General features: G+C 59.2%; 9 protein-coding genes and 1 pseudogene. 5 read left to right on the top strand and 5 right to left on the bottom strand.

What is annotated here, in order from left to right:
- Positions 1–2: 2 nt before the first annotated feature.
- Positions 3–257: pseudogene (locus HUW52_RS07330) on the bottom strand (GMP synthase (glutamine-hydrolyzing)); the annotation flags it as partial.
- A gap of 317 nt (positions 258–574) precedes the next feature.
- Here HUW52_RS07330 and HUW52_RS07325 point away from each other — a divergent pair.
- Positions 575–2,647 carry a TerD family protein gene (locus HUW52_RS07325; RefSeq protein ID WP_175553277.1) on the top strand — a complete coding sequence of 691 codons (2,073 nt, stop codon included), beginning with the start codon at positions 575–577 and terminating at the stop codon, positions 2,645–2,647.
- A 189-nt stretch (positions 2,648–2,836) separates the two neighbouring features.
- Here HUW52_RS07325 and guaA read toward each other — a convergent pair whose 3' ends face one another.
- From guaA to HUW52_RS07305, 4 genes are all read right to left on the bottom strand, one after another.
- Positions 2,837–4,414, bottom strand: coding sequence for a glutamine-hydrolyzing GMP synthase (gene guaA, locus HUW52_RS07320; RefSeq protein ID WP_175553276.1), 1,578 nt, complete (start codon positions 4,412–4,414; stop codon positions 2,837–2,839).
- Between the two features lie 99 nt (positions 4,415–4,513).
- Positions 4,514–5,983, bottom strand: a complete 1,470-nt coding sequence (gene guaB, locus HUW52_RS07315) for an IMP dehydrogenase (RefSeq protein ID WP_007916845.1) — start codon at positions 5,981–5,983, stop codon at positions 4,514–4,516.
- A 117-nt stretch (positions 5,984–6,100) separates the two neighbouring features.
- Positions 6,101–6,649, bottom strand: a complete 549-nt coding sequence (locus HUW52_RS07310; protein ID WP_016984359.1) for a sugar ABC transporter ATPase — start codon at positions 6,647–6,649, stop codon at positions 6,101–6,103.
- A gap of 136 nt (positions 6,650–6,785) precedes the next feature.
- Positions 6,786–7,553, bottom strand: a complete 768-nt coding sequence (locus HUW52_RS07305; protein WP_175553275.1) for a sulfite exporter TauE/SafE family protein — start codon at positions 7,551–7,553, stop codon at positions 6,786–6,788.
- 100 nt (positions 7,554–7,653) lie between these two features.
- Between HUW52_RS07305 and HUW52_RS07300 the strand changes: the two genes are divergently transcribed.
- From HUW52_RS07300 to leuA, 4 genes are all read left to right on the top strand, one after another.
- Entirely contained in the window at positions 7,654–8,592 is a 939-nt protein-coding gene (locus HUW52_RS07300; protein ID WP_175553274.1) for a LysR family transcriptional regulator, read from the top strand.
- Between the two features lie 88 nt (positions 8,593–8,680).
- The gene (gene xseA, locus HUW52_RS07295; protein WP_016984362.1) at positions 8,681–10,060 is read left to right on the top strand and encodes an exodeoxyribonuclease VII large subunit; all 1,380 of its coding nucleotides are present in this window, start codon (positions 8,681–8,683) and stop codon (positions 10,058–10,060) included.
- A gap of 3 nt (positions 10,061–10,063) precedes the next feature.
- A complete protein-coding gene (locus HUW52_RS07290) occupies positions 10,064–10,885 on the top strand; it encodes a M23 family metallopeptidase (RefSeq protein WP_175553273.1) in 822 nt (273 codons plus the stop codon).
- Positions 10,886–11,349: 464 nt separating this feature from the next.
- The gene (gene leuA / locus HUW52_RS07285; RefSeq protein ID WP_008082522.1) at positions 11,350–13,029 is read left to right on the top strand and encodes a 2-isopropylmalate synthase; all 1,680 of its coding nucleotides are present in this window, start codon (positions 11,350–11,352) and stop codon (positions 13,027–13,029) included.
- Positions 13,030–13,065 lie beyond the last annotated feature (36 nt).

Genomic DNA, 13,065 nt, shown 5'->3' with positions numbered 1-13,065 from the left:
GATCATTCCCACTCAATGGTCGCCGGCGGCTTGCTCGACACGTCGTAAGTAACGCGAGAGATGCCTTCGATTTCATTGATGATGCGACCGGAAACGGTTTCCAGCAGTTCGTAAGGCAGGTGTGCCCAACGTGCGGTCATGAAGTCGATGGTTTCTACGGCACGCAGGGCAACCACCCAGGCGTAACGACGACCGTCGCCAACAACGCCAACCGATTTCACTGGCTGGAATACTACGTAAACTTGACTGACTCTGTGGGAACTTCGTCGTCCTTGAAGGCACACTTGACCAATAACGTCACCACTCGCCTGGGCTATAGACAAGCGCCTTGTCGCTCATCCCCGTTTTTTTCTGGTGAAGCAGCTTGTTACCGTTGAGAGAAACAATAACCTGACAAAAAGCGAAAACCTTACATAGAATGCCGCCGTGGCTATGGAACACCTTCCTTCTAATCCCTATGAAACTAGGGGTTCCGCTCTCCACACCGCGCCTGCTTCTAGCAGGCGTTTTCATATCAGCTGTAGACACGATGCTGCAGCTCGCTCACGACGACGACCCAAGGAGAAAATCAAGCATGAATCAGGAGCTGTTCCTGCGTCGCCGTAGCAAAGTTCACGTCCCTATGGGCACTGGCGGTGCCACGCGTGCTCAGGTCGCATCGGCTGTCCGTGAAGTCGCCGCGTTCCGATGCGTACTTTCAGAGCCTCTGATTGAGCAAATCGGCATGTTGTCAGCGACAGAACTCAAGTACTGGTTGCGTGGCATTGTCGGAGTGCTTCGGCGCAGGAATGGCGCTCATGTGCACCACCGGCCGTTTTATCCTGACTTCCCAGAACAGGTTCTGACGGCCACAGAGGGGGAGTTGTACCTAAACGCCGTCATGCATTACCTCACGCTTCGACGTTTACCAAAGACTGAAGAATCTCGACCTCCACTGCTTGAGGGCAACCTCATACCCTGGGTTATCGAACCGGGGAGCATCCCTCAGTTCGAGTCACTGCTCGAACCGCTGGTGTCATCGCGCACCTCGCTCTCCGAGGAGGAAACCGCTGATATCCTCTGGTTTGTCCGAGAGTACAAACGCGATGTGTTCCGTTTGCTGCCTGAGGACATCCCTTTCCGAGAGATCCGTGCACAACTGGGCGGCGCACTTATCCTGCATGCAGCCGGCGATGCACGGGTGGACGCATTCCTGGAGCGCAACGTCGAAACGGCGACGGATGTGCTACGACTCGCGGTCGCCCTGAGTGGCGGAGACGTATCGCTGACGACAGCGTCGACACGTTTCAAAACGATGAAGCGCTCGATGCGCCGCCTGTTGTTGCGCTTGCTCGACTCAATACCCATCGCTACAGAAGATGTGATGCGCCATGCCGAACGCTGGAAACGTCTCGCTGAAGTACTGCATCCAGGCGACTACGCCGATAAGTACCCACGAGCACTAGCCGCCATCACGGCAGCGCGCCGCGACGAAGCGTCAGCCACCTTTGGTTCACGTGTCGAAATACTGCTAGCCCAGCGCGACATCGCCGCGCTTACGCCCATACTACAGAGCCGTCCTGGTGAGTTCGCACGACGGCTGGACGTCGCGCTGCGGCGCACGACGGGACCGGAGTCGGTTCTCCAGGCGTTCGAGGCGGTGGCGGCACAAGTGTCCTCACCGGTCCTGCTGCAATTGCTGGCCCAAGTACGCGCTCCGCGCCCCCTACCGCTACGGGCATTCACGCCGAAAGGCTCATTCGCCAAAGTCTATGGCATCAAGGATCGCCGCGAACCCATCACTCCCGAGGTGTTGGCTCACGCAGCCCAAATCTGCGAAAACGCTCTCCTAGTGCGTTTTGCGTCGCTGCCGCCACTTGGCCGCTGTTTCATCGATCCCGCGTTAAGCGAATACAAAGTGCCGCTGGCGCAGCGTGCCGCATCGAAGTCGCTACGTACGCTGGTGCGGGGCAGTCGGTTGCCTATGCCTGATACACGTTTCATTCGCCTGTTTCTGTGGTGGAAGAATGGCAGCCAACGCACGGACATCGACTTGTCCGCCGCTTTTTTCGACGCCAACTTCGTCTTCAAACAAACAGTCGCGTACTACAACCTGAAGGATTTCGGCGGTTGCCACAGCGGCGACATCACCGACGCGCCCGACGGAGCTTCGGAGTTTATCGACCTCGATATTGATGTCCTGATCGAACAGGGTATCCGCTACGTAGTCACGTCCATCAACTCATACACCGAGCAACCGTACTGCGATCTTCCAGAATGCTTCGCGGGCTGGATGGCCCGCGCCGACACGATGTCGGGTGAAGTATTCGAGCCGCGATCGGTGTTCGACCGGATCGATATCGCATCCGACACCGTAATTTGCCTGCCTTTCGTGATGGACTTGCAGGAACGACGCATGATTTGGGCCGACCTGGGGCTTACTTCATCGCCGCGCTGGAACAACGTCGGGAACAACCTCAGTGGGGTATCGCTGATGCTGCAGGCCTTAGTGCACACACCACGTCCGGATCTGGAAACCCTATTCGACTTGCATGTTCGAGCACGGGGGGAACGAGTGATCTCATCGCAACAGGCAGAGGCGGTGTTTGCACCTGATCAAGGGATAACGCCGTTCGATACGGATTTGATTCGATCGCGGTTTCTCTGATACGTATGCCAGCGTTTGCGATCGATTGAGAACTACGACCCTTGCTTCGGTGCTCCCACCCAAAAATGGCAGTCAGCCTCACTGAGTGGCCGTTCGCTCCAGAGCACTATGAGAAACTCAAAAAAAATGCCTGATGCATAAGCACCAGGCATTTTTTGTTTCAGCCGATCGGCCCTGAGGCCGGGGGCATCATTCCCACTCAATGGTCGCCGGCGGCTTGCTCGACACGTCGTAAGTAACGCGAGAGATGCCTTCGATTTCATTGATGATGCGACCGGAAACGGTTTCCAGCAGTTCGTAAGGCAGGTGTGCCCAACGTGCGGTCATGAAGTCGATGGTTTCCACGGCACGCAGGGCAACCACCCAGGCGTAACGACGACCGTCGCCAACAACGCCAACCGATTTCACTGGCTGGAACACGACGAAGGCCTGGCTGACCTTGTGGTACCAGTCGGCTTTACGCAGTTCTTCGATGAAGATGTGGTCAGCACGACGCAGCAGGTCGGCGTATTCCTTTTTCACTTCACCGAGGATGCGCACGCCCAGGCCCGGGCCGGGGAACGGGTGACGGTAGACCATGTCGTACGGCAGGCCGAGTTCCAGGCCCAGACGACGGACTTCGTCCTTGAACAGTTCGCGCAGTGGCTCGACCAGTTTCAGGTTCATCTCTTCCGGCAGGCCGCCCACGTTGTGGTGCGACTTGATCACGTGAGCCTTGCCGCTTTTCGCGCCAGCCGACTCGATCACGTCCGGGTAGATGGTGCCCTGAGCGAGGTACTTGATGTTGTCCAGTTTGTTCGACTGGGCATCGAAGACGTCGATGAAGGTGCGACCGATGATCTTGCGCTTCTTCTCTGGATCGGCTTCGCCGGCCAGGTTGTTGAGGAACTGCTCTTCAGCGTTGGCGCGGATCACCTTGACGCCCATGTTCTCGGCGAACATGGCCATCACTTGCTCGCCTTCGTGCAGACGCAGCAGACCGTTGTCGACGAAGACACAGGTCAGTTGGTCGCCGATGGCCTTGTGCAGCAGCGCGGCAACCACCGAGGAGTCAACGCCGCCGGACAGACCCAGCAGCACGTTGTCGGTGCCGACCTGTGCGCGGATGTTGGCAATCGCGTCTTCAGCGATCTTCGACGGCGTCCACAGGGCTTCACAGCCGCAGATGTCGAGGACGAAGCGCGACAGGATGCGACCGCCCTGTTTGGTGTGGGTCACTTCCGGGTGGAACTGCACGCCGTAGTAGCCACGGTCGTCGTTGAACATACCGGCGATCGGGCAGCTCGGGGTGCTGGCGAGGATGTGGAAGTCTTGCGGCATCCGGGTGACCTTGTCACCGTGGCTCATCCAGACGTCGAGGCCGAACAGGCCGTCGGCGTCGATGTGGTCTTCGATGCCGTCGAGCAGGCGGCTCTTGCCGACCACGTCAACGCGGGCGTAACCGAACTCACGCAGTTCGGAACCTTCAACCTTGCCGCCCAGTTGCTCGGCCATGGTTTGCATGCCGTAGCAGATACCGAAAACCGGTACGCCCAGATCGAACACTGCCTGTGGGCAGCGCGGGCTGTCGGCGACGTGCACGGACTCGGGGCCGCCGGCGAGGATGACGCCTTTAGGAGCGAATTCGCGGATCGCATCTTCGTCCATGTCGAACGGGTGCAGTTCGCAGTACACACCGATCTCGCGCACACGGCGGGCGATCAGTTGGGTGTATTGCGAACCGAAGTCGAGGATCAGGATGCGGTGAGCGTGAATATCGAGGGCCATGATTCAGTCTCGTCTAAGTCGTTCAGAAACAGTCGTGATTCAGAAACAACTCGGGGCTGAATCAAACAGCCCCGGTTGCTTACTTTATTGCTTGAAGGCTCAACCTACGCGGTAGTTTGGCGCTTCTTTGGTGATCTGCACGTCGTGCACGTGGGATTCGGCCATGCCAGCGCCGGTGATCCGCACGAACTCAGGCTTGGTGCGCATTTCTTCGATGTTGGCGCTACCGGTGTAGCCCATCGAGGAACGCAGACCGCCCATCAACTGGTGAATGATCGCGCTCAGGGTGCCTTTGTACGGCACACGGCCTTCGATGCCTTCCGGAACGAGTTTCTCGGCGCCTGCCGAGGAGTCCTGGAAGTAACGGTCGGAAGAACCTTGAGCCTGGGACATGGCGCCCAGCGAACCCATGCCGCGATACGCCTTGTATGAACGGCCCTGGAACAGTTCGATCTCGCCCGGTGCTTCTTCAGTACCGGCGAACATCGAGCCCATCATCACGCAGGAGGCACCGGCTACGATGGCCTTGGACAGGTCACCGGAGAAACGGATGCCGCCGTCGGCGATCAACGGAACGCCAGTGCCTTCAAGGGCAGCAGCAACGTTGGCGATGGCACTGATTTGCGGGACGCCGACACCGGCGACGATACGGGTGGTGCAGATCGAGCCAGGGCCGATACCGACCTTGACTGCGTCAGCGCCTGCTTCGGCCAGAGCCTTGGCAGCGGCGCCGGTGGCGATGTTGCCGCCGATCACCTGCACTTCAGGGAAATTCTCTTTGACCCAGCGAACGCGGTCGATCACGCCTTTGGAGTGACCGTGCGCGGTATCGACTACCACGACGTCCACGCCAGCATTGACCAGAGCGGCAACGCGGTCACCGGTGTCTTTACCGGTACCGACCGCAGCGCCCACGCGCAGACGACCTTGATCGTCCTTGCTGGCCAGCGGGTAGGCTTTGGCTTTTTCGATATCGTTGACGGTCATCATGCCTTTGAGGGCGAATTTGTCGTCGACGATCAGCACACGCTCGATGCGGTGCTTGTGCAGCAGTTCGCGTGCTTCGTCCTTGCTCGCGCCTTCCTTGATCGTGACCAGACGCTCTTTGGGCGTCATCACTTCACGGACGGTGGCTTCCAGACGGCTTTCGAAACGCACGTCACGGGAAGTGACGATGCCGACCAGGTCGCCATCGTGCAGCACCGGAACGCCGGAAATGTTGTGCATGCGGGTCAATTCGAACAGGTCACGCACCGTGGCATCAGCCTCGATGGTGATCGGATCCTTGACGACGCCGGCTTCGAACTTCTTGACCTTACGCACTTCGGCAGCTTGCTGCTCGATGGTCATGTTCTTGTGGATAATGCCGATGCCACCTTCCTGAGCCATGGCGATTGCCAGACGGGCTTCAGTAACGGTGTCCATGGCGGCAGAAACCAGAGGAATGTTCAGCTCGATGCCACGGGTAAGGCGGGTCTTGAGACTGACTTCGTTAGGAAGTACCTCGGAATAACCGGGCACTAGGAGAATGTCGTCGAATGTCAGAGCTTCTTGGCTGATACGCAGCATCGCGGGGGCTCCCGAGCGGGAAAATGGAAGCGCGCCATTATAGTCAGACACCCCCTGCTGTTCAATGTAAAACTCAGCTTAATATCAATGTTGCTGATGTACGGGAAATCCCCGGCCCTACAGCTCCACCTTGACCCAAGAGACAGGTTGATCGAGCCAATCGGCAAACTCATCGATAAAGCTTTGCTTGAAGCCCGCCTCCAGCCAGTTGTTGAAGATGAAACCGAGGTTGGAAAACGCGCACTCCTGCAAATACAGAAAGCCGTTGATGTCATCTTCATGCCCGCATTCGGGGCAGGTGAAGTTGTCGGTGCGACCCGGAAACCACTCTTCGAGGCTTTCGAACAGTGCTTCGCCAACTTCACGACGGCACTCGGCGCAACCGGCCTCTTCGAGAAAGCCCTTGGCCGGGGTGTAGATGCAGCGTTTGGTAACGATCTCCAGGCCGTTGATTGGCTCACCAAACGGCAGCGCTTGCGGGTGCAGGACCACGGCACGCGCGCCGTCGGCAATCGCGTAAGCCATGCGGTTGCCGGTGCGGCCACAAGTGCTCAGCTCTTCCTTGATGATGTTCTTGCGCACCAGCCAGCGCACGATCGCCCGGGCCCGGGGTTCGTGGACCGGCAGGGTGGAGATTTTCGGGACGATGATGCTTTGCGAATTCATGGAGAGTCCTGCGGTGTGGCTGCTGACGCCTTCGCGAGCAGGCTCGCTCCCACAATGGAATGCAGTTCCCTGTGGGAGCGAGCCTGCTCGCGAAGAGGCCCTAAAGGCCGGCAGCTTAATCCCTGACGAAATCCGGTCAAGTGCTGAGGTAGCGCCCGATCAACGCAATCCCGCTCGCCAGCACCAGCCACGTCACCAACCGCACAAACGCCTCGCGCGACAACTTCATGGTCAAGCGCCGCCCGATCCACAGCCCCAGCGCCATGGCCGGCAACAAACACAAGGCCAGCATCAACAAGGGTAGCTCGGCATACACACCGGCGATAGCAAACAGGCTCAAACGCACCACCGTGCTGCAACTGATCAGCGCACTTTGCGTGGCCCGCGCGGCGTCTTTCGGCAGCCGACTATTCAAATAGATCGCATAGAGAAAGCCGCCACTGCCAAACAGCGCCCCGAACAACCCGCCCACCGCCCCCATCGGCACCGCCCATGCCGCCGACAATTGCGCCGGCCGCGCTTTCACCCACAGGCTGTAAACCGCGTAAGCGCTGATAAACAGCCCCATCAACAACAGCAACAGATCGGATTTGAGGTTGAGCAAGAAAATCACCCCCAATGTGCAACCCACCGCCATGCACGGCAGCAGCCGTAACAATTCCGGTTTGGCCACATCCCGCCGCGACGGCAGCAGATTGCCGAACGCCGCGACAAAATCCAGCAGCACCAGCAGCGGCACGATCTTCGACAATGGCAGGAACAAAATCAGAATCGGCCCCGCCACCAGCGCCGTACCAAACCCGGCAATGCCAAACACGATGTAAGCCAGCGCGATGCCGAAGCCGATCACCGCCCAGCCGCCAGCGCCCCACGACCACTCGCTCAACAACCCCGCCACGCTCATCGATACGCTTCCTTAATTAGCCTGGGATGACTTTAGCCAGCGTCGACGGTTGCGACTAATATCTTCAAAGTTGCTCAGCCATCTCAAAAAGGCATACCCGGTGCTTTCAACCCGTCAATTGCGTTACTTCGTGGAAATCGCCGAAAGCGGCAGCTTCAGTGCAGCAGCCGAACGGTTGTTTATCGCGCAATCGGCGCTGAGCCGGCAGATCAAAGACATGGAAACACGTCTACAAACGCCACTGTTCGAACGCACCGCGCGCCAGCCTCGCCTGACAGCGGCAGGCGAAGCGTTTTTGCCGCGCGCCAGAAATCTGCTCAATGAGTTGACCAAGGCCAGCGCCATGGCTACGGAAGTCGGCAATGGCCAACTCGGCACCTTACGCCTCAGCCACTCCAGCACCGTGTCGATCAGCGGCCGTTTGCTCAGTCACATCGGCGCGTATCTGCAGCAACAACCCGGTGTGTCGCTGGACATCGGCAAGTTGTCTTCCGAGGCGCAACTGGAAGAGTTGGCCGAAGGACGCCTCGATATCGGCCTACTGCGCCTGCCGGTGTTGCGCCAGCGCGAAGGCATTCAGATCGTGCCACTGTTTACTGAACGGTTGCTACTGGCGATACCGATGGGTCATCGCTTGGCCGACGCTGAACGTGTCGATCTGGCACAGTTGAAGGACGAAGCGTTCATCTCGATCCCGCATCCGCAGCGTGGCGGCTTGAGTTATCTGTGTGCTGACCTGTGCATGCGCCAGGGTTTCTTCCCGCAAGCCGCGCGCGTGATGTCGCGCAAAACGACACAGTTACAACTGATTCAAGCCGGCTTCGGCATCGCCCTGCTGCCGGAATCGATGCAGGACATCGCCCCGCCCGGCGTGCGTTTTGTAGCGCTGGCCGATACCGACTGCCAAAGCACCGTCGCCCTCGCCTATCGGCAAAATCCCACTCCACTGATCCAACACTTCATCCAGACTTTTACAAAACCATGTGGGAGCGAGCTTGCTCGCGAAAGCGGCGTTGCAGGCGATTCAGATGTCGACTGACACGCCGCCTTCGCGAGCAAGCTCGCTCCCACAGGGATTTATGGTGATTCATGGAGATTGATCAGCAAATGCCTTTAAACTGCGCCCCATGATTAAAGATCCCTTTGCAAGACTTGGCCTGGACCGTGAAGTCCTGACCGTCAGCCAGCTCAACGGCCGCGCGCGGGTGTTGCTTGAAGACGTGTTCAGCAACATCTGGGTCGAAGGCGAAATCTCCAACCTCGCCCGTCCGGCGTCCGGCCACATCTATTTCACCCTCAAGGACAGCGGCGCACAGGTGCGTTGCGCGTTGTTTCGACAAAACGCGGCGCGTGTGCGTCAGGCACTCAAGGATGGCCTCGCCGTCAAAGTGCGCGGCAAGGTCTCGCTGTTCGAGGGCCGTGGCGACTATCAGTTGATTCTCGACACCGTCGAACCTGCCGGTGACGGCGCCCTGCGTCTGGCCTTCGATGCGCTGAAAGAAAAGCTCAGCGCCGAAGGCCTGTTCAGTGCCGAACGCAAAGTGCCGTTGCCCGCGCATCCGCAGCGCATCGGCATCATCAGCTCGCCGACCGGCGCGGTGATTCGCGACATCATCAGCGTATTCCGCCGGCGTGCGCCGCAAGTGCAACTGACGCTGATTCCGACCGCCGTGCAGGGCCGCGAAGCCACCGCGCAAATCGTCCGCGCGCTAAAAATGGCCGATGCGCGTGGTTTCGACGCGTTGATCCTTGCCCGTGGCGGCGGTTCGCTGGAAGACCTCTGGTGCTTCAACGAAGAAGCCGTGGCCCGCGCGGTTGATGCCTGTGTGACACCGATTGTCAGCGCTGTCGGCCATGAAACCGATGTATCGATCAGCGACTTTGTCGCCGATGTGCGTGCACCGACGCCGTCTGCGGCTGCCGAATTGCTCGCGCCCGATTCCAGTCATCTGATCCGTCAGGTCGAAAGCCTGCATCGGCGCTTGGTGATGCGCATGCGTGACCGCTTGATGCGTGATCGTCTGCGCCTCGAAGGCATGGCGCGTCGCCTGCGTCATCCCGGCGAACGTCTGCGCCAGCAGGCGCAGCGTCTGGACGATCTGGACATGCGCATGCGCCGGGCGTTCGAGCGCCATCTCAATACCCGTCGCGAACGCCTGATCCGCCTGGAAACCCGTCTCGCCGGGCAACATCCGGGACGGCAACTGGCGATGTTGCGTCAGCGCCTCGACAGCCTCGCCGAACGTCTGCCCCGGGCCATGCGCGAAGGCCTGAAAAACCGTCGTCTGCAACTGCACAGCCAGATGCAGACGCTGCACGTGGTCAGCCCGCTGGCAACGCTCGGTCGTGGCTACAGCATTCTGCTCGATGAGCGCGGTCATGCCATCCGCAACGCCGCGCAGACCCATACTGGTCAGCGCCTGAAAGCCAAACTCGGCGAAGGCGAACTGCAAGTGCGCGTCGAAGACAATCATCTGACGCCTGTCACCCTCTCTTTACTGGACTGATCCATGCCGCGTTTTCTCGCTCCATTGTTTCTTCTGTGTCTGACCTTCAATGCCCACGCCGACAGTTACATCACCCGACTGCTGAACAAACCGGTGCCGGGCGGCGTCGCGGTGGTTGATCTGGGCGCGGCCGCACAGGCGCCGAAAGCCACGTATCAGGGCAAACCGGTGCTGGTGGTAAAAGAGCAGAACAACTGGCTGGCGATTGTCGGCGTGCCGTTGACGGTGAAGCCGGGTGCGCAGCAGATCAGCAGCGGTGGGCGTAACCTGACGTTCACCGTGGGCAACAAGAAGTACCCGGAACAGCGCATCACCCTGAAGAACAAACAGCAGGTCAATCCGGATCAGTCGAACCTCAAGCGCATCGAAGGCGAACTGGCCGAGCAGATCAAGGCCTACCGCAGCTTCAGCCCGAACACGCCGAGCAATCTGCTGTTGGACAAACCGGTAAACGGGCCGTTGTCGAGCAAGTTTGGCGTGCGCCGCTTCTTTAATGGTGAAGAGCGCAATCCGCATGCGGGCCTCGACTTTGCAGTGCCGGCGGGCACGCCGATCAAGACCCCGGCGGCGGGCAAAGTGATCCTCACCGGCAATTACTTCTTCAACGGCAACACAGTGTTTGTCGACCATGGGCAAGGCTTTATCAGCATGTTCTGCCATATGTCGAAGATTGATGTGAAGGTCGGCGATCAACTGGCGCGTGGCGCAGTGGTCGGCAAGGTCGGCATGACCGGCCGCGCGACCGGGCCGCACATGCACTGGAACGTCAGCCTGAATGATGCGCGGGTGGATCCGGCGATTTTCATTGGCGCGTTTCAACCTTAAGACAGTCGATGGGCTGATGGCCCCTTCGCGAGCAAGCTCGCTCCCACTTTGGATTGCGTTCACAACAAAAATCCCTGTGGGAGCGAGCTTGCTCGCGAAGGCGGCCTATAAAGCACATCAATACTTACAGAAATTGCTATAAACCCCAATTGCGCCCCATTCAAACCTCGCGCAAGTATCACAACAATCGGCGATCTCCAGCGCAATAAAATCCCGCAAAAAGCCGCTTTCCGAGTATTCCTCTCAATTTTTTTCGACTGCTTGCCATCCTCTCCCCTCGCGGTTAGGGTTGAAGGCATGAAAACCTCTCACACCCTCATTCAGCTTCGCCAGCACCGCAGCCTGTGCCTCGTCAGCGCACGACTGCCAGGCTGAATCGCGGCACCTCGTCCCACGCTTTTCCCTGAACATTCGTAACACCGGCAGGCCGCCTCTTTTCGGCCCAGACAATAAGGAATTTCCCGATGAGCATGCTCAAAGATCCGTCTTCGAAATACCGCGCGTTTCCTGTCATCAACCTGCCGGATCGCACCTGGCCATCGAAAACCATCGACACCGCGCCGATCTGGTGCAGCTCCGACCTGCGTGACGGCAACCAGTCGCTGATCGAACCGATGGACGCGGTGAAGAAGCTGCGCTTCTGGAAAACCCTCGTTCAGGTCGGTGTAAAAGAAATCGAAGCCTCCTTCCCGGCCGCTTCGCAAACCGACTTCGACTTCGTACGCACCCTGATCGAAGAAGGCCACATCCCGGACGACACCACCATTCAGGTGCTGACCCAGGGCCGTGAAGACTTGATCGAGCGCACATTCGAATCCCTGCGCGGTGCGAAGAAAGCCATCGTTCACCTGTACAACGCCACTTCGCCGTCTTTCCGTCGCATCGTCTTCAACCAGGACAAGGACGGCATCAAGGCCATCGCGGTCAACGCCGCCAAGCTGTTCGTCAAATATGCGGCGATGCAGCCGGACACCGAGTGGACCTTCGAGTACTCGCCGGAAACCTTCAGCGCCACCGAACTGGAATTCGCCAAGGAAGTCTGTGACGCGGTGATCGAGGTGTGGAACCCGACGCCTGAGCACAAGATGATCCTCAACCTGCCCGCCACCGTTGAATGCGCGACGCCGAACATCTACGCCGACCAGATCGAGTGGTTCGGTCGCAACATCAACCGTCGTGACAGCGTGATCATCAGCCTGCACACCCACAACGACCGTGGCACTGGCGTTGCGGCTACCGAGCTGGGCCTGATGGCGGGTGCGGACCGCGTCGAAGGCTGCCTGTTCGGCAACGGCGAGCGTACCGGTAACGTCGACCTCGTCACCGTCGCGCTGAACATGTACACCCAGGGTCTCGACCCGCAGCTGGACTTCTCCGACATCGACGGCGTGCGCAAAGTGGTCGAGGAGTGCAACCAGATTCAGGTTCACCCGCGTCATCCGTACGTTGGCGACCTGGTCCACACCGCATTCTCCGGTTCGCACCAGGATGCGATCCGCAAAGGCTTCTCCCAGCAGAAGCCAGATGCACTGTGGGAAGTGCCGTACTTGCCGATCGACCCGGCCGACATTGGCCGCAGCTACGAGGCGGTGATTCGCGTCAACAGCCAGTCGGGCAAGGGCGGCATCGCTTACTTGCTGGAGCAGGAATACGGCATCAGCCTGCCACGTCGCATGCAGATCGAATTCAGCCAGGTCGTGCAGCGTGAAACCGATCGCCTCGGTCTGGAGATGACCGCCAAGCAAATCCACTCGCTGTTGATCAGCGAATACCTGCAAGCCAACACCCCGTACGCGCTGGTCAGCCATCGCCTGCAGGAAGAAAACGGCAACAGCAATGTTGAAGTGGAAGTGGCGAGCAAGGGTCAGGGTGAAACCAATCTGCACTGGCGCGGCAAGGGCAACGGTGCGCTGGAAGCACTGGTCGCCGGCCTGCCGGTTCCGGTGGAGATCATGGACTACAACGAACACGCGATCGGCGCAGGCACCAACGCCAAAGCAGCGGCGTACATCGAACTGCGTGTGAACGGCGAACGTGCGGTGCACGGCGTGGGCATTGATGAAAATATCACCACGGCCAGCTTCAAGGCCCTGTTCAGCGCGCTAAACCGCTCGCTGAGCCAGCCTGAGGCGAAAGCGGCGTAATCCCCGCTGAAATGCAAAAGGCCCCGAAGTGAAAGC

This window comes from Pseudomonas sp. 43A, from assembly GCF_013363935.1.
In the GTDB taxonomy this organism is placed as follows: Bacteria; Pseudomonadota; Gammaproteobacteria; order Pseudomonadales; family Pseudomonadaceae; genus Aquipseudomonas; species Aquipseudomonas crudilactis.
This window is presented reverse-complemented; position numbering and strand designations above follow the sequence as displayed.